Here is a 20,893-nt window from a genome sequence, read left to right on the forward strand (position 1 = left end):
CGTTTCCCTTTCCGGCGGTTCCGACTCTATCAGACCCTTTCGGTGCCTGACCCCCAGTCAGCGGGGCTTGTCTTCCCGGCCCGTTGGGCCGTTCCGACAGGTGAGACTTTAGCGGATTCCCGGCTCCCGAGCTAATCGGGGGCTGCGTCCTTTCGAACGCGGATTCCTCATTTCGCAAATACGCACGCCGAAATGTTCGACGCCGAGGCGTCGAGAGGAGTGGTGCTCACGGAATGGCTGTCCGGGGACCGACCGGAGTCGGCGCTCACGTCGGACAACTCGGAGAACCTTACGGTTCGCTCCGAGGTGTGTCAACCGGCGGTCGGTCCCTCCCGGGCCGGGTCAGTCCTGTCAGTCCTTCTTGCCCGAGGCCAGCTCCCGGCTGCGGTCGCGGGCGGCCTCCAGCGCGGCGATGAGGGCGGCGCGGACGCCGTGGTTCTCCAGCTCGCGGATGGCGTTGATCGTCGTACCGGCCGGGGAGGTGACGTTCTCCCGGAGCTTCACGGGGTGCTCGCCGCTGTCGCGGAGCATCACGGCGGCGCCGATGGCGGACTGGACGATGAGGTCGTGGGCCTTGTCGCGGGGCAGGCCCAGCAGGATGCCGGCGTCGGTCATCGCCTCGACCAGGTAGAAGAAGTACGCCGGGCCGGAGCCGGACAGCGCGGTGCAGGCGTCCTGCTGGCTCTCGGGGACGCGGAGCGTCTTGCCGACGGCGCCGAAGATGTCCTCCGCGGTGGCCAGGTGGTCCGGGGTCGCGTGGGTGCCGGCGGAGATGACGGACATGGCCTCGTCGACCAGGGCGGGGGTGTTCGTCATGACGCGGACGACCGGGGTGCCCTTGGCTAGGCGTTCCTCCAGGAAGGCGGTCGGAATGCCCGCGGCGCCGCTGATGACCAGCCGGTCGGCGGGGATGTGCGGGGCCAGCTCGTCCAGCAGGGCGCCCATGTCCTGCGGCTTGACCGTGACGATCAGGGTGTCGGCGGTCTTGGCGGCCTCGGCGTTGCCGACCGGGGTGACTCCGTGGCGGGCGCGGAGTTCTTCGGCGCGCTCGGGGCGGCGGGCGGTGACGAGGAGGTCGGCGGGGGCCCAGCCGGCTCGGATCATTCCGCTGAGCAGGGCTTCGCCGATCTTGCCGGTGCCGAGTACTGCGACTTTCTGGCTCATGCGCTTCAGTCTGGCACCGGGGGTCGGCCGGTCGGGGTGTTGTCCGGTTGGCGGAACGGGGCGCGCTGCGCCCGCGCGGGCACGCCGGTCATCACCTCTTGGCGACCAGCAGGAGCACGTCGTACGTCTCCTCCACCACCCCGTCGGGGAAGACCTTCAGGAGGTGGTCGCGTTCGGCGTCGAGGAACGCGTCGCGGCGGGGCTCGTCCATGACGAGGAAGAAGGAGTGGCTGGCGAGGTTGGCGAGGTGGGTCTCCAGGGGGACCTGGCGGCTCCAGCGGACCTCGCGGTAGGCGAAGTCGAGGCGGCCGCTGGGGTCGGCGCGGCGGATGCGCTCGCCGGACTTGCCCTGCTCCACCTCGGGGTCGAGGCCGAAGTAGCGGGCGCCGCGGTCGGCGGCCTCCGCGATCCACTGGATGTCGAGGGCCTCGGTGTTCCACCACAGGGCCAGCGCGCCGCCCGGCCGCAGGACGCGCAGCGCCTCCGGCACCGAGTGGGCTGTGTCGGTCCAGTGCCAGGACTGGGCGTAGGTGAGGAAGTCGGTGGTGGCGTCGGCGAGCGGGAGGGCGTTGCCGTTGCCCCGGACCAGGGGGATCGCCGGGTTGCCGCGGCGGAACTCGGCGGCCATGCCCTCGCCAGGCTCGACCGCGAGGACCTCCGCGCCGCGGGCGTGCAGCAGGCTCGTGGAGATGCCGGTGCCGGCGCCGACGTCCACGACCCGCGCGCCGGTCAGGGACCGGCCGGCCGCGTCCTCGACGGCGTCGAAGAGGGCGGGCGGGTAGGAGGGGCGGTAGGCCGCGTACTGGGCGGCGGCCGCGTTGAAGGAGTGGGCGCGGGCGGTGTGCGCGGGCCCGGCGGGCGGCGGAGTGGTCATACGGCCATGGTCGCCGGTCGGCGCCGCCCACGACAGCGGCTTTTCCCTGAGTCTCAGGGCATCTCTCCGAAGCCTTAGCGGCGGCGCTTCTTCTTGGACGGGTCGCCCGAGCGGCGGGTGGTGCGCAGGGCGTGTTCGGCGCGGGCCTTCTCGTACTCCTCGCGGTGCAGTCTCTCGCCCGGGGCCTCGGTGAGGGAGCGGACGAAGTAGGCGAGGAGGGTGCCGACGAACCCGATGGCGAGCAGGCCGCGCAGGGAGGCCTGGCGCTGCGGGTCGTGGCGCTTGGCGAAGCCGGCCCAGGTGTTGCCGAAGGCGAGCGCGGTGCAGATCGCGAACATGGCGACGACCAGGACGGTCACGAAGGCGCCGGTGTCGGCGATCTGGAGGCCCTGGTAGGCGAAGCGCAGCACCAGGCAGGAGACGACCGCCGCGGCGAGGGAGCCGACGGCGACACCGGCCCGGCGGGCCGTGTAGCCGTCGTCGTGGTTCACCCAGGAGGTGCCGAAGAAGCGCAGGGGCTCGGGCCGGGGTCCGCCCGCGGACCCCTCCGGGGCGCCCGGGGCGCCGGTTTCGTCGCTCACGGGACGATTATGGCGCCGGGCGGCGGCGGGCTCGCGGGCGGGGCGCCGGCGGACGCCTCAGCCGCAGCGGTCCGCCACGTAGCCGTCGCTGCCCGTGAGGACGTACGCGTCCGCCACGAATTCGCCGTCGCTGATGTTGTCCCAGATGTTCGAGGTGCCGTAAGTGCCGGTCACCGTGGTGCCCGGGGTCTGGCAGTAGATCGGGACCTTGGCGCCCTCGGGCAGGGTGCGGGTGATGGCGTAGCTGGTGCCGGGGCCGCTGCGGACGTTGACGCGGACGCCCGGGGCGATGGAGTAGTAGCGGACGGACGCGGTGGCCTCCACGGCCTGTGCCGTGTCGGTGCCGGCCTCTTCGGTGTGGTCGACGGACATGCGGAACCTCCCCCGTGAACCCATCAGGAGATGGGGACTGTCAAATGGCGAACGGAGGTTAGCAAGCCGCCTCGGTCTCGTACGAGCCATCGACTAGGCTCCGTGCGTCGCGCGCGGACGACGAGCACGGGGGGCGGTCCAGTCGATGACGCCACAGCGCAGCGCCGGAGCGGGCGCGGAGGCCGACATGCCCGCATACGCGGGGCATTACCACCTGGAGTCCCGGCTGGGTTCCGGCGGCATGGGGGTGGTGCACCTCGCCCGCAGCACGTCCGGGCTGCGGCTCGCGGTGAAGGTCGTCCACGCGGAGTTCGCGCGGGACCGGGAGTTCCGTGGGCGGTTCCGGCAGGAGGTGGCCGCGGCGCGCCGGGTCAGCGGTGCCTTCACCGCGCCCGTGGTGGACGCCGATCCGGAGGCCGCACGGCCCTGGATGGCCACGCTGTTCATCCCCGGGCCGACCCTGGCGGAACAGGTGAAGGAGCATGGCCCGCTGGACGCCGGGCAGTTGCGGCGGCTGATGGCGGGGCTCGCGGAGGCGCTGCGCGACATACACCGCGTGGGCGTGGTGCACCGGGATCTCAAGCCGAGCAATGTGCTGCTCGCCGAGGACGGTCCGAAGGTCATCGACTTCGGCATCTCCCGGCCCAAGGACAGCGAACTGCGCACGGAGACGGGCAAGTTGATCGGCACGCCGCCGTTCATGGCGCCCGAGCAGTTCCGGCGGCCGCGGGAGGTGGGCCCGGCCGCGGACATCTTCGCGCTGGGCTCGGTGCTGGTGCACGCGGCGACCGGGCGGGGGCCGTTCGACTCCGACAGCCCGTACGTCGTCGCCTATCAGGTCGTGCACGACGAGCCCGATCTGTCGGGGGTGCCGGAAAGTCTCGCGCCGCTCATCGAGCGCTGTCTCGCCAAGGACCCCGACGAGCGGCCGACACCGGACGAGCTGATGCGCCGGCTGCGGTCGGTGGCGGCGTCGTACGACACCCAGGCGTTCATACCGGCGCAGCGGACGGCCGGTTCGGCGGGTGTGGCGGCATCGAAGGCTCCGGGCACGGAGGGCACGGAGGGCACGGAGGGCACGGAGGGCACGGAGGGGAAGCGCGCCGTCCGGCCGCGCCGTGTCGCCGCCGTCGCGGCCGGGGTGCTCGCGCTGGTCGTCGGCGGGGTCCTGGCCTCGGTGCACTGGCTCGGCGACGACGCCCCCGCGGCGAGGAACCCGCGGACGGCGGCGGTCGGCTTCGCGGGGTGGCGTACGACGCCGGTCGCCGGGCAGACGGACGCGCCCCGGTGTGCCTTCGGGGCGGGGAAGCTGCTGTGCACCGGCGCGGGGCAGGCGTACGCCCTCGATCCGCACGGTGGCCGGGTGCTGTGGCGGCATCCCTTCGCGGGGGCGCGCTGGAGCGCGGCGCCGGTGGTGTCGGGCGGGCTGGTGCAGGTGCGCGACGAGGCCGGGAACCTGACGGCCCTCGACCCGGACACGGGCCGTACCCGCTGGCGGCGCGCCCTGCCCGCGGGCGCCGCCGCGCAGTACACGGACGGGACGCTGCTGATCACCGCCGCGGACGGCACCGTCACGGGGGTGGACAGCGCGTCGGGCCGTACGGGCTGGAGCCACCGGCTGCCCGGGGCCGGCCGGCCGCGCGTCGACACCTTCCCGGGCGCCGCCGCCTATGCGACGACCACCTCCGCCGACGGCGGGCGGACGCGGGTCGTCGCGTTCGATCCGAAGAACGGCGAGGTGCGCTGGGACACCCTGCTGACCGGGCTGCTCCGGCCGGTCGGGACGCAGGACGGCACCGTGTTCCTCGTGTCCGCCGATCCGGTCTACGGCGACACCGATGCCGTGGTCCGTTACGACGCCTCGACCCGGGCCGTACGCCGGGTGCCGCTGCCCGCGCCCCGGCCGGACGTCCACGCCGCCGTACGCGAGGGCGTGGTCTACCTGCTGGACGTGAACGGTGGCCTGGACGCCGTGGACACCGGGGCCGGAAAGCGGCTGTGGCACCTGGAGACGTCGGTCAGCCGGGGCTCGGCGCTGGTCGCCGGGGACCGGTACCTGTATTTCTCGGCGGGTGACGGGCGGCTGCTCGCCGTGGACACCCGGGCCGGGCGGCTCGCGGGGCAGACGCCGGCGCGGCCGGGGAACGGCACCGAGCGGATCGCCGCGCTGCGGGCCGCGCCGGTGCTCGCCGCCCCGCAGGTGTTCGCGACCGCTCCCGACGGGTCCGTGTCCGCGTTCGACGGGCGGGATCCGTCGGCCTGGTGAGGCGGGCGAGGGGCGATCGAGACGAAAGGGGCCGCTCCTCGCCGGAGCGGCCCCTTTCTCGTCGCGTTCTGTCGCGGCCTGTCAGCCGAGCTTGCTCACGTCCCGCACCGCGCCCTTGTCCGCGCTGGTCGCCATCGCGGCGTAGGCGCGCAGCGCGGCGGTGACCTTGCGGTCGCGGTTGCGGGGGGCGTGGACGCCGTTCAGGGCCTGCTCGCGGCGGGCCAGTTCGGCCTCGTCCACCAGCAGTTCGATGGTGCGGTTCGGGATGTCGATGCGGATGCGGTCGCCGTCCTCGACCAGGGCGATGGTGCCGCCCGAGGCCGCCTCCGGAGAGGCGTGGCCGATGGAGAGGCCCGAGGTGCCGCCGGAGAAGCGGCCGTCGGTGATCAGCGCGCAGCTCTTGCCGAGGCCGCGGCCCTTCAGATACGAGGTCGGGTACAGCATCTCCTGCATGCCGGGGCCGCCCTTGGGGCCCTCGTAGCGGATGACGACGACGTCACCCTCCTTGACCTCGTGGGTGAGGATCCGCTGGACGGCCTCCTCCTGGGACTCGCAGACCACGGCCGGGCCCTCGAAGGTCCAGATCGACTCGTCGACGCCCGCCGTCTTGACCACGCAGCCGTCGACGGCCAGGTTGCCCCTGAGGACCGCGAGGCCGCCGTCCTTGGAGTAGGCGTGTTCGGCGGAGCGGATGCAGCCGCCCTCGGCGTCGTCGTCCAGGGTCTCCCAGCGCTCGGACTGGGAGAAGGCCTCGGCGGAGCGGACGCAGCCGGGGGCCGCGTGCCACAGCTCGACCGCCTCGGGGGACGGGGAGCCGCCGCGCACGTCCCAGGTCTTGAGCCAGTCGGCGAGGGAGGGGCTGTGCACGGCGTGCACGTCCTCGTTGAGCAGCCCCGCGCGGTGCAGTTCGCCGAGGAGGGCGGGGATGCCGCCGGCGCGGTGCACGTCCTCCATGTAGTACGTGCGGTTCTTGCCGACGTTGGGGGCGACCTTGGCGAGGCAGGGGACGCGGCGCGAGACGGCGTCGATCTGCTCCAGGCCGAAGGGGACCTCCGCCTCCTGGGCGGCGGCCAGCAGGTGCAGGATCGTGTTGGTGGAGCCGCCCATCGCGATGTCCAGGGCCATGGCGTTCTCGAAGGCCTGGAAGGTGGCGATGGAGCGGGGCAGGACGGTCTCGTCGTCCTGCTCGTAGTAGCGCCGGGTCACGTCCATGACGGTGCGGGCGGCGTCGACGTAGAGCTGCCGGCGCGCGGTGTGGGTGGCGAGCACCGAGCCGTTGCCGGGCAGGGAGAGGCCGATGGCCTCGGTCAGGCAGTTCATCGAGTTGGCGGTGAACATGCCGGAACAGCTGCCGCAGGTCGGGCAGGCGTTCTCCTCGATGCGCAGGATGTCGGCGTCGGAGACCTTGTCGTTGGCGGCCTCGGAGATGGCGTCGATCAGGTCGAGGGAGCGCACGGTGCCGTCGACCAGGGTGGCGCGGCCGGCCTCCATGGGGCCGCCGGAGACGAAGACCGTCGGGATGTTCAGGCGCAGGGCGGCCATCAGCATGCCGGGGGTGATCTTGTCGCAGTTGGAGATGCAGACCAGGGCGTCGGCGCGGTGGGCCTCGACCATGTACTCCACGGAGTCCGCGATCAGGTCGCGGGAGGGCAGCGAGTAGAGCATGCCGCCGTGGCCCATGGCGATGCCGTCGTCCACGGCGATGGTGTTGAACTCGCGCGGGATGCCGCCCGCCTCCGTGATCGCCTCGCTGACGATCCGGCCGACCGGCTGGAGGTGGGTGTGGCCCGGCACGAACTCGGTGAAGGAGTTCGCGACCGCGATGATCGGCTTACGGCCGATGTCCGCGCCGGGTACACCGGAGGCGCGCATAAGGGCGCGGGCGCCCGCCATGTTGCGGCCGTGGGTGACTGTGCGGGACCTCAGCTCGGGCATCGTCGCTCGCTCCTCGATGGACAGTTCTGGCTTTCTCCGAGACTACGCCGGGGCTCCAAGGAATGGACACGGTTGTCCGGAATGCGGGACGTTCGTTTCGCCGGCGGTCGCGTTCAGGGCTGCGTGAGGTGCCTCTGCACGACCGGCGCCACCCGCGCGATGACCTCCTCCACGTCCGCCGAGGCCAGCGGTTCCAGCCGCAGGACGTGGCGCAGCATGGCCGTACCCACCAGTTGCGCGGCGGCCAGCTCGGCGCGCAGTTCGGCGTCCGGCAGGTCCAGCCGGGCGGCGACGCGGCGCGTGAGCTGGGCGGCGACCAGGCGGCGGAAGACGGCGGCGGCTCTGTCGTCGGTGACGGCCGAGCGCAGGATCGCGAGCAGCGGCGCCCGGGTCGCGGGGTCCTCCCAGACGCCGAGGACGTGCCGGGCCAGCCGCTCCCCCACCCCGTCCGGCGGGCCCTCGGCCAGGGTGTCCGGGGCGGCGAGGGCGGGGGCGAAGGCGACCTCCACGGCCGCCGCGAAGACCTGTTCCTTGGTGCCGAAGTAGTGGTGGACCAGCGCGGAGTCCACACCGGCCGCCTGGGCGATCCGGCGTACGGAGGTCCTGTCGTACCCGCGTGCGGAGAACTCCTCGCGGGCCGCCGTAAGGATGCGGCCGCGGGTGCCGGCGGACTCCGTGCCCGGCGGCCGGCCCCGGCGGCGGGCGGGGGGCGCGGGGGGCTCGCCGGGATCAGTCGGGTTGGTGGGGCCGGTGGGGTCCGTGGGGCCGGTGGGGTCCGTGGGGCCGGTGGGGCCGGTCATCGCCGGGGGAGGCGGACGGCGGGGGCCAGGTGCTTGCGGGTGAAGGCGAGGGCCTCGGCGAGATCGGCCTCGCGCTCGGCGCTGGACATCGCCCGCCGGGTGTTGACCTCGATGACGACATGGCCGTCGAAGCCGGAGACCGTCAGGTGTTCCAGCAGCTCGGCGCAGGGCTGGTCGCCGCGCCCCGGCACCAGGTGCTCGTCCTTGGCCGAGCCGCGCCCGTCGGCGAGGTGGACGTGGCCGAGCCGGTCGCCCATGCGGCCGATCATCTCCAGGGCGTCGGTGCGGGCCGTCGACGTGTGGCTGAGGTCGATCGTGAAGTGCCGGTAGTCGTCGTGGCTGACGTCCCAGGCGGGGGCGTAGGCGAGCATCTCGCGGTCGCGGTAGCGCCACGGGTACATGTTCTCGACCGCGAACCGGACGTCCGTCTCGTCCGCCATCCGCCAGATGCCCGCGACGAAGTCCCGGGCGTACTGCCGCTGCCACCGGAACGGCGGGTGCACGACGACGGTGGAGGCGCCCAGCTTCTCGGCGGCGGCCCGGGCGCGGCGCAGCTTGGTCCACGGGTCCGTGGACCAGACGCGCTGTGTGATCAGCAGGCACGGGGCGTGCACCGCGAGGACCGGGATGCCGTGGTAGTCCGACAGGCGGCGCAGCGCGTCGATGTCCTGGCTGACGGGGTCGGTCCAGACCATGACCTCGACGCCGTCGTAGCCGAGGCGCGCGGCGATCTCGAAGGCCGTCGCCGTGGACTCCGGGTAGACGGAGGCCGTCGACAGGGCGACGGGGACGGTCGTTGGTTCAGCCACGTCCGTCACCTTAAGGGGTCTCGCCGTGAGGGTGCCGGGTGCCCGTTCGCCGTTGTGAGGTTCGCCATTTGGGCGGGTGCGCTCAGGCGGAGCCCATGTGGTCGAGACGGCGCAGGATCACGCCCTCGCGCAGGGCCCAGGGGCATATCTCCAGGCTTTCCACGCCGAACAGGTCCATCGCGCCCTCCGCCACCAGCGCGCCGGCCAGGAGCTGTCCCGCCCTTCCGTCGGAGACGCCGGGCAGCTCGGCGCGCTGCTCGATGGTCATTCCGGCCAGGCGCGGCACCCAGGCTTCGAGGGATTCGCGTTTGAGTTCGCGCTGCACGTAGAGGCCCTCGGCGCTGCGGGCGGCACCGGCGATGCGGGCGAGCTGCCGGAAGGTCTTGGAGGTGGCGACCACGTGGTCGGGGGCGCCGAAGCGGGCGACCTCGCCGACCGTGCGGGCGATCTCCGCGCGGACGTGGCGGCGCAGGGCGCGCACGTCGTCCGGGGCGGGCGGGTCGCCGGGGAGCCAGCCGGCGGTGAGGCGGCCGGCGCCGAGGGGGAGGGAGGCGGCGGCGTCCGGTTCCTCGTCGATGCCGAAGGCGATCTCCAGGGAGCCGCCGCCGATGTCCAGGACCAGCAGCCGTCCGGCGGACCAGCCGAACCAGCGGCGCACGGCGAGGAAGGTGAGCCGGGCCTCCTCGGCGCCGGAGAGGACCTGGAGCCGTACGCCGGTCTCGTCGGCGACGCGGGCGAGGACCTCGTCGGCGTTGCTCGCCTCGCGGACGGCGGAGGTGGCGAAGGGGAGCAGGTCCTCGACGCCCTTGTCCTCGGCGGCCTGGAGCGCGTCCCGGACGACCTCGACGAGCTTCTCGATGCCCTCGTCGCCTATGGCGCCGCCGCCGTCGAGGAGTTGGGCGAGCCGAAGGTCGGCCTTGTGCGAATGCGCGGGCAGCGGGCGCGCGCCGGGGTGGGCGTCCACCACCAGTAGATGCACCGTGTTCGAACCCACGTCCAGGACACCGAGTCTCATATGCGGAACGCTACTGCCAGAACACCGCTCCTCGGTCCCCGGACCGGGGGCGGGGCACTTACCCTGGACGCGTGCCAAAGACGAAAAAGGCGAAGTCCGCGAAAGCCGACAAGGCGGACAAGATTCGCAAGGCCGCAAAAGCTGTCAAGGGGTCGAAGATGAGCGACGAGAAGGGGCTCGACTTCGCACGCGCGTGGGTGGAGTTCCCGGACCCGGCCGACGACGAGCAGGTCTTCCGCTGCGATCTGACGTGGCTGACCTCGCGCTGGAACTGCATCTTCGGCAGCGGCTGCCAGGGCATCAAGGCGGGGCGCGCGGACGACGGGTGCTGCACGCTGGGGGCGCACTTCTCCGACGAGGACGACGAGAAGCGGGTCGCCGAGCACGTGGCGCGGCTCACGCCGGACATCTGGCAGCACCACGCGGAGGGCACGCGGGACGGCTGGGTCTCGGAGGACGAGGAGGGGTCCCGGCAGACGCGGCCCTTCGAGGGGTCCTGCATCTTCCAGAACCGGCCCGGTTTCGCGGGCGGCGCGGGCTGCTCGCTGCACATCCTCGCGCTCAAGGAGGGCCGGGAGCCGCTGGAGACCAAGCCGGACGTCTGCTGGCAGCTACCGGTCCGCCGGACGTACGACTGGATCGACCGGCCCGACGACACCCGGGTCCTCCAGATCTCCATCGGCGAGTACGACCGCAGGGGCTGGGGTCCCGGCGGCCACGACCTGCACTGGTGGTGCACCTCGGCCACCTCGGCCCACGGCGCGGGCGAACCGGTGTACGTCTCCTACCGCGCGGAGCTGACGGAGCTGATGGGCAAGGAGGGCTACGACCGGCTGGCCCAGCTCTGCGAGCAGCGCCTGTCGGCCGAACTCCCGATGCTGGCCCCCCACCCGGCGGACCCCACCGCCTGACCCATCGGCCCGGCTATGTCTGGCTTCCCGACGGGGTCGGGGTTTCGTCGGCCGGCGCAGACGGAGTCGGTGTGGGGGACGCGGGGGGCGGAGGGTCCGTGGGGGTGCTGGGGGGTGTGGCCGGAGTCGTGGGCGGCGGTGTGGCCGGGGGGCTCGGGACCGTGGTCGCGGGGGGCGGCGGAGGGGTCGGACGTGCGGGGGCCGGGCCGTAGCCGGTGATGGTGACCACCGCGCCGGCCGGGGCGATGGACACCCGGGCGCGCCAGGGGCCCGCCGGTTCGTGGAGGTGGTCCACGTAGGCCTTCAGGGTCAGGCTTTCGCCGGGTGCGAGGGTGCCGGAGGTCTGGCTCAGGTAGAGCCAGGGGGAGCCGGTGGCGGCGGACCAGTGGACCGGGGCGGAACCGGTGGCCGTCAGCGTGATCAGGGTGGTGTCGCCGTCGCTCGCGGCACTCACCGTCAGCCGGCCGGCCGGGCTGTCCGCCGTCGCGGGCGCGTCGCTCTTCACCTCCACCGAGACGTCCGGCTCGCCGTCCTTCCCCGCGCCGGGCCGCACGCTCGCGCTGCCCGCGTTCTGGTACCCCCCGCCCGTGCCGTCGCCGCCGCCCGCGTCCGGGCCCCGGGCCTCGCGCGCGGTGCCGGGGTGGCCGTCCGGCTCCGCGGTCGGCGCGGCCCGGTAGGCCGCCCACAGGGCCAGCACGGGCGCGGCCACCACGGTCGCCACCACCGTCGTCGTCACCGCGCGGGCACGCAGCCGGTCGCGGCGGGCCGCGCGGTCCGTGGGGTCCATCGGGAAGCCCCGCCGGTCGAAGCGGGGCGCGGCCGTGCCCCGCGCCCGGGAGCGCGAGGCGAGGGCCGCGCGGGGCGCCTCCAGTACGGGCAGTTCGGCGGGGGTGACCGTGGTGCCGGGCCAGCGGCCTGGAGCCGCGCGCTCGGCGCTGCGGCGGCAGCGCGGACAGTCGTCGACGTGCCGGACCAGCTCGCGGCGGAGGGCGGTGCTGAGGATCAGCCTGCGGTCGCCGGTGAGATGGGCGACGCTCGGGCAGCCGCCGCTCTCCACCACGGCGAGCGCGGCACGGGTGCGCTCGACCTCGCAGGCGGCCGCGGCGAGCAGGTCGCGGGCGGCGGCCGGCGCCAGGCCGAGGACGGCGGCGACCTCGGGCGCGGTCAGGTGGTGGCGGACGGCGAGTTCCAGGGCCTCACGCTGCTCGGGCGTGGTGCCGGCCGCCTCCGGCCAGGCGAGCAGGGAGAGTTCGCGGCGCCGGCGCTCCTGGAGCTCCGGGGGGAGCGCGGGGCCGGGCGACCGCGGGCCGGTCCCCTTGGTTCCCTTGTCCGTACGGCCGGTCCCCTTGTCCGTACGGCCCGCCGCGTGCGCGGCCTGGCGTTTCCGCTTCGCCTCGGCGAGCTTGCGCAGGCACGCCCAGCGGGCCAGCGCGTAGAGCCAGGCCCTGCGCTCACCGCCGGTCTCCGGGACGCGGTGTGCCCGCCGCTCGGCGAGCGCGAGGGCTTCGCCGAGCGCGGCGGTGGCCGCGTCGTGGTCGCACAGCACGGACAGGCAGTAGGTGAACAGGCCGTCCAGGTACGGCTCGTAGCGCGTCGACGCCCGCCGGGCGATGTTGCGGGCGGCGGCGCGGTCCCGCGCCTCGCGTGCCTCACGTGCCTCGGAAGCACCAGGCTCGCGCGCGTCCTCACGGGGCTCACGCCCCTCGCGCGCCTCTCGTGCTTCACGCGCCGGACCGTGCGCCCGGTGCGCGCCGGTGGTGCGGGTGGTGGTCTCCGGGCTGCTGCTCATCACCCGTGCGACCGTAGGCGTCGGCGGAGCGCCCCTTCCGGAGCCTTGAGCTCTTTTAATCCGTACGGGTGAAACGATCCCTCATAAGGGGACACGAACGCTTCGCTCCGCGGCTGATTTCCGGGGGGCGCAGGCCGATACCCGTCCACCCGTTTGGCGGCCCCCGGTCCCGTTGTCAGTGCCGCGGGCTACGGTTTCCCGCATGGCTGCCCGTACCAAGACCACCAAGGACCGCCCGTCCTACCGCTGCACCGAGTGCGGCTGGCAGACGGCCAAGTGGCTCGGCCGCTGCCCCGAGTGCCAGGCCTGGGGCACCGTCGAGGAGTACGGCGCGCCCGCGGTCCGCACCACGGCGCCCGGCCGGGTCGTCCGCTCCGCGCTGCCCATCGGCCAGGTCGACGGCCGGCAGGCCACCGCCCGCACCACCGGCGTGCCCGAGCTGGACCGGGTGCTCGGCGGCGGGCTCGTACCGGGCGCGGTGGTGCTGCTGGCGGGCGAGCCCGGCGTCGGCAAGTCCACCCTGCTGCTGGACGTGGCGGCCAAGGCGGCGAGCGAGGAGCACCGCACCCTCTACGTCACCGGTGAGGAGTCGGCGAGCCAGGTGCGGCTGCGCGCCGACCGCATCGGCGCGCTGCACGACCACCTGTACCTGGCCGCCGAGACCGACCTCTCCGCCGTCCTCGGGCACCTGGACGAGGTCAAGCCGTCCCTGCTGGTCCTCGACTCGGTGCAGACGGTCGCCTCGCCGGAGATCGACGGGGCGCCCGGCGGCATGGCCCAGGTGCGCGAGGTGGCCGGGGCGCTGATCCGGGCGTCCAAGGAGCGCGGCATGTCCACGCTGCTGGTCGGCCATGTCACCAAGGACGGCGCGATCGCGGGCCCGCGTCTCCTGGAGCACCTGGTGGACGTGGTGCTGCACTTCGAGGGCGACCGGCACGCCCGGCTCCGCCTGGTGCGCGGCGTGAAGAACCGGTACGGCGCCACGGACGAGGTCGGCTGCTTCGAGCTGCACGACGAGGGCATCACCGGCCTCGCCGACCCCAGCGGCCTCTTCCTGACCCGGCGCGACGAACCGGTGCCGGGCACCTGTCTGACCGTGACCCTGGAGGGCCGCCGCCCGCTGGTGGCGGAGGTGCAGGCGCTGACCGTCGACTCCCAGATCCCCTCCCCCCGGCGTACGACGTCCGGTCTGGAGACCTCCCGGGTGTCGATGATGCTGGCCGTGCTCGAACAGCGCGGCCGGATCAGCGCGCTCGGCAAGCGGGACATCTACTCGGCGACGGTCGGCGGCGTGAAGCTGTCCGAACCGGCCGCCGACCTGGCCATCGCGCTCGCGCTGGCCTCCGCCGCGAGCGACACCCCCCTGCCGAAGAACCTGGTGGCCATCGGCGAGGTGGGCCTCGCGGGCGAGGTGAGACGGGTCACGGGCGTGCAGCGCAGGCTCGCCGAGGCGCACCGGCTCGGCTTCACCCATGCGCTGGTGCCGGGCGATCCGGGGAGGATCCCGCCGGGGATGAAGGTGCTGGAAGTCGCCGACATGGGGGATGCGCTGCGGGTCCTGCCCCGTTCCCGTCCCCGGGAGGCCCCACGGGAGGCGGAGCAGCGCCGGTAGACTTTGCCCAGGTCTCGCCCGTCCGTACGAACCGAGTGCGGGCACGGGCGCGCGTCAGAACCCGCGACCGGAGGAGTGCAGTGGCAGCCAACGACCGGGCAGCAGCTCCCGGAAAGTCCGGTGGGAGCGCTGGTTCCGACGGCCTGATGCGCGCCGCGCTGAGCGCCGTGGCACCCGGTACGGCCATGCGCGACGGCCTGGAGCGCGTGCTGCGCGGCAATACCGGCGGGCTGATCGTGCTCGGCTCCGACAAGACCGTCGAGGCGATGTGCACGGGCGGGTTCGTGCTGGACGTGGAGTTCGCCGCGACCCGGCTGCGGGAGCTGTGCAAGCTGGACGGCGGCATCGTGCTGTCGTCGGACCTCTCGAAGATCCTGCGCGCGGGCGTCCAGCTGGTGCCGGACCCCACCATCCCCACGGAGGAGACGGGCACCCGGCACCGCACGGCGGACCGGGTGAGCAAGCAGGTCGGCTTCCCGGTCGTCTCCGTCTCCCAGTCCATGCGGCTGATCGCGCTGTACGTCGACGGCCAGCGCCGCGTCCTGGAGGACTCGGCGGCGATCCTCTCCCGCGCGAACCAGGCGCTGGCCACGCTGGAGCGGTACAAGCTCCGCCTGGACGAGGTGGCGGGCACGCTGTCGGCGCTGGAGATCGAGGACCTGGTGACGGTGCGGGACGTGTCCGCCGTCGCGCAGCGTCTGGAGATGGTGCGCCGGATCGCCACCGAGATCGCCGAGTACGTGGTGGAGCTGGGCACCGACGGCCGTCTTCTCTCGCTCCAGTTGGAGGAGTTGATCGCGGGGGTCGAGCCGGACCGCGAGCTGGTGGTGCGGGACTACGTGCCCGAGCCGACGGCGAAGCGTTCCCGCACGGTGGAGGAGGCCCTGTCCGAGCTGAACGCGCTCACCCAGGCGGAGCTGATCGAGGTCGGCGCGGTGGCGCGGGCGCTGGGCTACACCGGGTCTCCCGAGACGCTCGACTCCGCGGTGTCCCCGCGGGGCTTCCGGCTGCTGGCCAAGGTGCCGAGGCTGCCGGGGGCGATCATCGACCGGCTGGTGGAACACTTCGGCGGTCTCCAGAAGCTGCTGGCCGCGAGCGTGGACGACCTTCAGACCGTGGACGGTGTGGGCGAGGCGCGGGCCAGGAGCGTCCGCGAGGGCCTGTCCCGCCTGGCGGAGTCCTCGATCCTGGAGCGGTACGTCTAGGGCCTCTCGTTCACCATCCTCAGTCGGCCGACAGCACGAACGACGCCTGAAGCTTCCCGTACCCCGGCGTCTTCGCCTCCAGCAGGTACGTGCCCGTCTTCGCCGAGCCGGCCGACGGCGTCGCGCAGTGGGCCGCGCTCGGCCGCCGGTCCCACTTCACCGTGTAGGTGATGCTCTGCCCGGCCGGCACCCGGAACAGCAGGTCGCGCGCGCCCTTGGGGCAGTCGGCGGAGGACCAGAGGGGGTGGTCGCCGTCGGCCGGGGTGATCGTCAGCACCGCGTTCCCGGGCCCGAGATCGACCTTGCAGTCGGCGGACGAGGTGTTCTTCGCGGTGAGTTCGAAGGCCGGCGTCTGGTCCGGCGAGTAGGAGTTGTGCAGGCTGCGCAGGCCCAACGACACGGATCCGGCCGTACAGTTCGGCAGCGTGGAGGAGCCTGACAGCGCGTCGCCCGCGGCGACCGCCCCGCCGCCCGCGGCCGAACCGCCACCCGAGCCGCCGTCCGAACCGGCGGAACCAGCGCCGGAGGAGCCGTCCGAACCGGACGCCCCGTCACCGCCGCCCGACCCGGAACCGGCGGACCCCGCGGACCCGGAGCCCGCGTCCGATCCCCCCGACTCGTCCCGCCCGCCGGGGTGTTGGCTGTAGGCGGGGCCCGACCCCGAGGGACCCGGTGTGATGGTGTGCGCGGGATTCTTGCCGCCGGACGCGCTGGTGCCCTTCTTGCCGCCCCCACCCCCCGCGACGACGATCCACGTGATCAGCAGCGCCGAGACGGCGACCACCGACACCATGACGACCCTCCGACGCCAGTAGATGGAGGAGGGAAGCGGCCCGACCGGATTGCGCAGAGATCCCACGCCCGAACTCTACGAGAGTTCGGCGCGCTGCCTTGCCCCACCCGCCGCTCAGGCACCAACTTTTCCGGATCATCATCCCGGCAACTGCCCCCGTGGGCATGCTTCTTCCCGTACCGGCACCCTGGGTGACGGCGCCGTCACCCGCACCATCCGGCACGGCGTGGCAGGATCGGAAGGCCATGACTGAGAAGCTCCACGCCCCCGTGATCGCCTGGTTCGACACCCACGCCCGCGACCTCCCCTGGCGCCGCCCGGAGGCGGGCGCGTGGGGCGTGATGGTCAGCGAGTTCATGCTTCAGCAGACCCCGGTGAACCGGGTGCTGCCCGTCTACGAGCAGTGGCTCGCCCGCTGGCCGCGCCCCGCCGACCTGGCGAAGGAGGCCCCCGGCGAGGCGGTGCGCGCCTGGGGCCGGCTCGGCTACCCCCGCCGCGCGCTGCGGCTGCACGGCGCCGCCGTCGCCATAACGGAGCGGCACGGCGGCGACGTACCGACGGAACACGCGCAGTTGCTCGCGCTGCCCGGCATCGGCGAGTACACGGCCGCGGCGGTGGCCTCGTTCGCCTACGGGCAGCGGCACGCGGTGCTGGACACGAACGTGCGGCGGGTGCTGGCGCGGGCGGTGACGGGGGTGCAGTACCCGCCGAACGCCACGACCGCGGCCGAGCGGCGCCTCGCGCGGGAGCTGCTGCCCGAGGACGAGCGGACGGCCGCGCGCTGGGCCGCCGCCTCCATGGAGCTGGGCGCGCTGGTGTGCACGGCGAAGAACGAGGGGTGCGCGCGCTGCCCGATCGCCGCGCGGTGCGCCTGGCGGCAGGCAGGCAAGCCGGAGCACCAGGGACCGCCGCGGCGCGGCCAGACGTACGCCGGTACGGACCGGCAGGTGCGCGGCAAGCTGCTCGCGGTGCTGCGGGAGGCGCACACGCCGGTGCCGCAGGCGCTGCTCGACCGGGTGTGGCACGAGCCGGTGCAGCGGGCCCGCGCGCTGGACGGACTGGTCGCCGACGGACTGGTGGAGCCGCTGCCGGGCGCCCTGTACCGGCTGCCCCTGACCTGACGCGGGGACAGGTCACGGCGTTCTCATCGCTGTTACCCGACCCTGCGCCCAACCGATAGGCCACAAAAGCCGCTTAACCGGACATAAATACCACACTCTTTACCCCCTCCCTACGGCCGTTACACAACCGACGGACAGCCGATTGACGGCCGCAGGCTGGTCCGCACAGCCCCGTGACAACGACTGCCTAGGTTCTTCTCCGTGCCCGTCGGACCACGGGCCGGCAGTACGGCGGTACTTCGGCGGGGAGCCGGAGCACACGGGGAACGGAGGCGGTTGGACATGGCGCAGGGCGAGGTGCTCGCATTCGAGGAGTACGTCCGCACGCGACAGGACGCGCTGCTGCGCAGCGCGCGCCGGCTGGTGCCGGACCCCGTCGACGCCCAGGACCTGCTCCAGACCGCGCTGGTGCGGACGTACGGCCGCTGGGAGGGCATCGCCGACAAGCGGCTCGCCGACGCCTATCTGCGCCGCGTCATGATCAACACCCGGACCGAGTGGTGGCGGGCCCGCAAGCTGGAGGAGGTCCCCACCGAGCAGCTGCCCGACGCCTCCGTGGCGGACTCCACCGAGCAGCACGCCGACCGGGCCCTGCTGATGGACGTCCTGAAAGTGCTCGCACCCAAGCAGCGCAGCGTCGTGGTGCTGCGACACTGGGAGCAGATGTCCACCGAGGAGACGGCCGCGGCCCTGGGCATGTCGGCCGGTACGGTCAAGAGCACGCTGCACCGGGCGCTCGCCCGGCTCCGCGAGGAGCTGGAGGCCCGCGACCTGGACGCACGGGCGCTGGAGCGTGAGGAGCGGGAGCGTTGCGCGGCCTGACCGGGCCCGGGCCGAGAGGGGCCCGAGGGAGTTTGCTGGCGGTGATCGCGGCGGTGGCCTCGGTCACCGCCCTCGCCCTTTTCGTCGCGGCCTGCGGCACGGGCGGCCTGGGCGCCCGGGACGAGGGCCCGGCGCACGCCTCGGCGGTGGCCGGTGCCGTGGCCTCGCCGTCGCCCTCGCCGAGCGATCCGGACAAGTACCGGAAGGTGGACGCCGTGGAGCTGATCAAGCGCGACCCGGCCGTGTCCGCCACGGTGAAGCGGGAGCTGAAGCCGTGCAGCGGCGACGAGTACCCGGTGGACGTCTCGTACGGCGATCTGACCGGGTCCTCGGTGGACGACGTGGTGATCAACGTGCTGACGTGCGCGGACGCGGTCGGGATCGGCTCGTACGTGTACCGGAACGAGTCCGGCGCCTTCACGAACGTCTTCCACACCGAGGAGTCCCCGGTCTACGCCGAGATCGACCAGGGCCGTCTCTCGGTGACCAGGCAGTATTACGAGAAGGACGATCCCATCTCCAGCCCGTCCGGTGAGATCGTGACGCCGTACACCTGGAAGGCGGGACGGTTCACGCCGGGCAAGAGCGTGCGCAACGAGTACAGCAAGTCGGCCGGGCAGGTCCCGACGCCCGTGCCGGACAGCTGAACCGGACGCCGACCGGGACACCGGCACCGGCGCCCGCACTCACACCAGCACCGCCACCAGCACGGACACCAGCACTTCACGAGGACAGAAAGCACCGGGATGGCAGACCAGACCCACGTCCTGTTCGTCGAGGACGACGACGTCATCCGCGAGGCCACGCAGCTCGCCCTGGAGCGGGACGGCTTCGCGGTCACCGCGATGCCCGACGGGCTCTCGGGCCTGGCCGCGTTCCGGGCGGACCGGCCCGACATCGCCCTGCTCGACGTGATGGTGCCGGGCCTGGACGGGGTCAGTCTGTGCCGCCGGATCCGGGACGAGTCGACGGTGCCGGTGATCATGCTGTCGGCGCGCGCCGACTCCATCGACGTCGTCCTCGGCCTGGAGGCGGGCGCGGACGACTACGTGACGAAGCCGTTCGACGGTGCCGTACTCGTCGCCCGGATCCGGGCCGTGCTGCGCCGCTTCGGGCACGCCGGCGGCTCGGCACACCCGGGGGAGCCCGCGTCCGCCGTGCAGGGCGGCACGCTGACCTTCGGCGACCTGCGGATCGACACCGACGGCATGGAGGTGCGCCGGGCCGGGCAGCCGGTGGCGCTCACCCCGACGGAGATGCGGCTGCTGCTGGAGTTCTCCTCCGCGCCCGGCACCGTGCTCTCCCGCGACAAGCTCCTCGAACGGGTGTGGGACTACGGCTGGGGCGGGGACACCCGGGTGGTCGACGTCCATGTGCAGCGGCTGCGGCAGAAGATCGGCCAGGACCGGATCGAGACGGTCCGCGGTTTCGGTTACAAGCTGAAGGCCTGAACGGAGCGGCATGCGGGGGTTCTGGCGCCACCCGGTCCGGCGCGTGGAGCGCGTGGGCCTGCACACGGGCATCCGGTGGAAGCTCAGTGCGGCGATCGCGCTGGTCGCCGGGCTCGTGGCGATCGCGCTGAGCCTGGTCGTGTACAACGCGGCCCGGGTCTCGATGCTGGACAACGCGCGCGACCTGGCCAACGACCGGGTCCAACTGGCCCAGCGGAACTACGAGTTGTTCGGGCGGACGAACTTCCCGAACATAAGGATCGACGATCCGGCGATGCCGTCGGCGGTGCGCGAGAAGGTGATGGCCGGGCGCCGGGCGAGCGACGTCTCCGACCGGGGCTCGGGACCGCCGGACATCTGGGCGGCGGTACCGGCCAAGGACGGGCACGTGCTGTCACTGCACAGCCACTTCCCGGACCGTTCCATGGACGTGCTGAAGGACCTGAACCAGGCCCTGGTCATCGGGTCCATCGCGGTCGTCCTCGGCGGCAGCGCGCTCGGGGTGCTGATCGGCGGCCAGTTGTCCGGACGGCTGCGCAAGGCGGCGGCCGCGGCGAACCGGGTCGCGCGGGGCGAGACCGAGGTACGGGTGCGGGAGGCCATCGGCGGGGTCGTACGGGACGAGACCGACGATCTCGCGCGGGCGGTGGACGCGATGGCGGACGCGCTGCGGCAGCGCCTGGAGGCCGAGCGGCGGGTCACCGCGGACATCGCGCACGAGTTGCGCACCCCGGTGACCGGGCTGCTGACGGCCGCCGAGCTGCTGCCGCCGGGCCGGCCCACGGAGCTGGTCCTGGACCGGGCCAAGGCGATGCGCACGCTGGTGGAGGACGTACTGGAGGTGGCCCGCCTGGACGGCGCCTCCGAGCGGGCCGAGTTGCAGGACATCATGCTGGGCGAGTTCGTCGCGCGGCGGGTGGCAGCCAAGGACCCGGACATCGTCGTACGCGTCGTCCACGAGTCGGAGGTGACGACCGACCCGCGCCGCCTGGAGCGGGTGCTGTTCAACCTCCTCGCCAACGCCGCCCGGCACGGCCGGCCGCCGGTCGAGGTGAGCGTGGAGGGCCGGGTGATCCGGGTCCGCGACCACGGGCCCGGCTTCCCCGAGGAACTCCTCGCGCAGGGCCCGAGCCGCTTCCGCACCGGCAGCACGGACCGCGCCGGCCAGGGCCACGGCCTGGGCCTGACCATCGCCGCCGGCCAGGCCCGCGTCCTCGGCGCCCGCCTCACCTTCCGCAACATCCGTCCCGCCGGTCTCCCGGCGGAGGGCGCGGTGGCCGTCCTGTGGCTGCCGGAACACGCCCCGACGAACACCGGGAGCCATCCGATGCTGCCGTTGTCGGGGAGCACGGGCTGAGCGGGCCCCGGACCCC

At 73.4% G+C, this 20,893-nt stretch carries 19 protein-coding genes; 9 read left to right on the top strand and 10 right to left on the bottom strand.

The window, feature by feature from the left end:
- Positions 1-351: 351 nt before the first annotated feature.
- From proC to AB0927_RS20930, 4 genes are all read right to left on the bottom strand, one after another.
- Positions 352-1,164, bottom strand: a complete 813-nt coding sequence (proC, locus tag AB0927_RS20915) for a pyrroline-5-carboxylate reductase (RefSeq protein WP_366669151.1) — start codon at positions 1,162-1,164, stop codon at positions 352-354.
- A 91-nt stretch (positions 1,165-1,255) separates the two neighbouring features.
- The gene (locus AB0927_RS20920; RefSeq protein ID WP_366669152.1) at positions 1,256-2,038 is read right to left on the bottom strand and encodes a class I SAM-dependent methyltransferase; all 783 of its coding nucleotides are present in this window, start codon (positions 2,036-2,038) and stop codon (positions 1,256-1,258) included.
- Between the two features lie 74 nt (positions 2,039-2,112).
- A complete protein-coding gene (locus AB0927_RS20925) occupies positions 2,113-2,619 on the bottom strand; it encodes an EamA/RhaT family transporter (RefSeq protein ID WP_366669153.1) in 507 nt (168 codons plus the stop codon).
- 57 nt (positions 2,620-2,676) lie between these two features.
- Positions 2,677-2,991: an SH3 domain-containing protein gene (locus AB0927_RS20930; protein WP_366669154.1), complete on the bottom strand. Its 315-nt coding sequence runs from the start codon at positions 2,989-2,991 to the stop codon at positions 2,677-2,679.
- 145 nt (positions 2,992-3,136) lie between these two features.
- On the opposite strand from AB0927_RS20930, the gene AB0927_RS20935 reads away from it, so the two are divergent.
- Complete coding sequence (locus tag AB0927_RS20935) at positions 3,137-5,257, top strand: serine/threonine-protein kinase (RefSeq protein ID WP_366669155.1); 2,121 nt, start codon at positions 3,137-3,139, stop codon at positions 5,255-5,257.
- An 81-nt stretch (positions 5,258-5,338) separates the two neighbouring features.
- Here AB0927_RS20935 and ilvD read toward each other — a convergent pair whose 3' ends face one another.
- The 4 genes from ilvD to AB0927_RS20955 all read right to left on the bottom strand — a co-directional run bounded on the left by ilvD (position 5,339) and on the right by AB0927_RS20955 (position 9,816).
- A complete protein-coding gene (gene ilvD / locus AB0927_RS20940) occupies positions 5,339-7,192 on the bottom strand; it encodes a dihydroxy-acid dehydratase (RefSeq protein ID WP_366669157.1) in 1,854 nt (617 codons plus the stop codon).
- A gap of 113 nt (positions 7,193-7,305) precedes the next feature.
- Positions 7,306-7,992 (bottom strand): TetR family transcriptional regulator, encoded by a 687-nt coding sequence (locus tag AB0927_RS20945; RefSeq protein ID WP_366669158.1) that lies wholly within the window; start codon positions 7,990-7,992, stop codon positions 7,306-7,308.
- Positions 7,989-8,801 carry a sugar phosphate isomerase/epimerase gene (locus AB0927_RS20950; protein WP_366669159.1) on the bottom strand — a complete coding sequence of 271 codons (813 nt, stop codon included), beginning with the start codon at positions 8,799-8,801 and terminating at the stop codon, positions 7,989-7,991. Before AB0927_RS20950 ends, AB0927_RS20945 begins: the two co-directional genes overlap by 4 nt.
- An 82-nt stretch (positions 8,802-8,883) precedes the next feature.
- Entirely contained in the window at positions 8,884-9,816 is a 933-nt protein-coding gene (locus AB0927_RS20955) for a Ppx/GppA phosphatase family protein (protein WP_366669160.1), read from the bottom strand.
- A 71-nt stretch (positions 9,817-9,887) separates the two neighbouring features.
- On the opposite strand from AB0927_RS20955, the gene AB0927_RS20960 reads away from it, so the two are divergent.
- The gene (locus AB0927_RS20960) at positions 9,888-10,727 is read left to right on the top strand and encodes a hypothetical protein (RefSeq protein WP_366669161.1); all 840 of its coding nucleotides are present in this window, start codon (positions 9,888-9,890) and stop codon (positions 10,725-10,727) included.
- Between the two features lie 13 nt (positions 10,728-10,740).
- On the opposite strand, the gene AB0927_RS20965 is transcribed toward AB0927_RS20960, so the two are convergent.
- On the bottom strand, positions 10,741-12,519 hold the full coding sequence (locus tag AB0927_RS20965; RefSeq protein WP_366669162.1) for a hypothetical protein: 1,779 nt from the start codon (positions 12,517-12,519) through the stop codon (positions 10,741-10,743).
- 199 nt (positions 12,520-12,718) lie between these two features.
- Between AB0927_RS20965 and radA the strand changes: the two genes are divergently transcribed.
- Positions 12,719-14,128: a DNA repair protein RadA gene (gene radA / locus AB0927_RS20970; protein ID WP_366669163.1), complete on the top strand. Its 1,410-nt coding sequence runs from the start codon at positions 12,719-12,721 to the stop codon at positions 14,126-14,128.
- An 80-nt stretch (positions 14,129-14,208) separates the two neighbouring features.
- Positions 14,209-15,333, top strand: a complete 1,125-nt coding sequence (disA, locus tag AB0927_RS20975) for a DNA integrity scanning diadenylate cyclase DisA (RefSeq protein WP_366669164.1) — start codon at positions 14,209-14,211, stop codon at positions 15,331-15,333.
- 19 nt (positions 15,334-15,352) lie between these two features.
- On the opposite strand, the gene AB0927_RS20980 is transcribed toward disA, so the two are convergent.
- Entirely contained in the window at positions 15,353-16,192 is an 840-nt protein-coding gene (locus AB0927_RS20980) for a hypothetical protein (RefSeq protein WP_366669165.1), read from the bottom strand.
- 179 nt (positions 16,193-16,371) lie between these two features.
- Here AB0927_RS20980 and AB0927_RS20985 point away from each other — a divergent pair, with 179 nt between their 5' ends.
- From AB0927_RS20985 to cseC, 5 genes are all read left to right on the top strand, one after another.
- Entirely contained in the window at positions 16,372-17,247 is an 876-nt protein-coding gene (locus tag AB0927_RS20985; RefSeq protein WP_366669166.1) for an A/G-specific adenine glycosylase, read from the top strand.
- 282 nt (positions 17,248-17,529) lie between these two features.
- Entirely contained in the window at positions 17,530-18,069 is a 540-nt protein-coding gene (locus AB0927_RS20990; RefSeq protein ID WP_366669167.1) for a SigE family RNA polymerase sigma factor, read from the top strand.
- A gap of 41 nt (positions 18,070-18,110) precedes the next feature.
- Positions 18,111-18,716 (top strand): hypothetical protein, encoded by a 606-nt coding sequence (locus AB0927_RS20995; RefSeq protein WP_366669168.1) that lies wholly within the window; start codon positions 18,111-18,113, stop codon positions 18,714-18,716.
- A gap of 99 nt (positions 18,717-18,815) precedes the next feature.
- Positions 18,816-19,520, top strand: coding sequence for a two-component system response regulator CseB (cseB, locus tag AB0927_RS21000; protein ID WP_366669169.1), 705 nt, complete (start codon positions 18,816-18,818; stop codon positions 19,518-19,520).
- Between the two features lie 10 nt (positions 19,521-19,530).
- Complete coding sequence (cseC, locus tag AB0927_RS21005) at positions 19,531-20,877, top strand: two-component system sensor histidine kinase CseC (RefSeq protein ID WP_366669170.1); 1,347 nt, start codon at positions 19,531-19,533, stop codon at positions 20,875-20,877.
- The last annotated feature ends 16 nt before the right edge of the window (positions 20,878-20,893 follow it).

This window comes from Streptomyces sp. NPDC048106, assembly GCF_040706415.1.
Classification (GTDB): Bacteria; Actinomycetota; Actinomycetes; order Streptomycetales; family Streptomycetaceae; genus Streptomyces.

What these genes read in the sequence shown, in the direction of transcription:
- cseB (WP_366669169.1), top strand. Translation starts at nt 18,816, where the DNA reads ATGGCAGACCAGACCCACGTCCTGTTCGTCGAGGACGACGACGTCATC.
- ilvD (WP_366669157.1), bottom strand. Translation starts at nt 7,192, where the DNA reads ATGCCCGAGCTGAGGTCCCGCACAGTCACCCACGGCCGCAACATGGCG.
- AB0927_RS20945 (WP_366669158.1), bottom strand. Translation starts at nt 7,992, where the DNA reads ATGACCGGCCCCACCGGCCCCACGGACCCCACCGGCCCCACGGACCCC.
- AB0927_RS20990 (WP_366669167.1), top strand. Translation starts at nt 17,530, where the DNA reads ATGGCGCAGGGCGAGGTGCTCGCATTCGAGGAGTACGTCCGCACGCGA.
- AB0927_RS20920 (WP_366669152.1), bottom strand. Translation starts at nt 2,038, where the DNA reads ATGACCACTCCGCCGCCCGCCGGGCCCGCGCACACCGCCCGCGCCCAC.
- proC (WP_366669151.1), bottom strand. Translation starts at nt 1,164, where the DNA reads ATGAGCCAGAAAGTCGCAGTACTCGGCACCGGCAAGATCGGCGAAGCC.
- AB0927_RS20985 (WP_366669166.1), top strand. Translation starts at nt 16,372, where the DNA reads ATGACTGAGAAGCTCCACGCCCCCGTGATCGCCTGGTTCGACACCCAC.
- cseC (WP_366669170.1), top strand. Translation starts at nt 19,531, where the DNA reads ATGCGGGGGTTCTGGCGCCACCCGGTCCGGCGCGTGGAGCGCGTGGGC.
- radA (WP_366669163.1), top strand. Translation starts at nt 12,719, where the DNA reads ATGGCTGCCCGTACCAAGACCACCAAGGACCGCCCGTCCTACCGCTGC.
- AB0927_RS20935 (WP_366669155.1), top strand. Translation starts at nt 3,137, where the DNA reads ATGACGCCACAGCGCAGCGCCGGAGCGGGCGCGGAGGCCGACATGCCC.
- AB0927_RS20930 (WP_366669154.1), bottom strand. Translation starts at nt 2,991, where the DNA reads ATGTCCGTCGACCACACCGAAGAGGCCGGCACCGACACGGCACAGGCC.
- AB0927_RS20955 (WP_366669160.1), bottom strand. Translation starts at nt 9,816, where the DNA reads ATGAGACTCGGTGTCCTGGACGTGGGTTCGAACACGGTGCATCTACTG.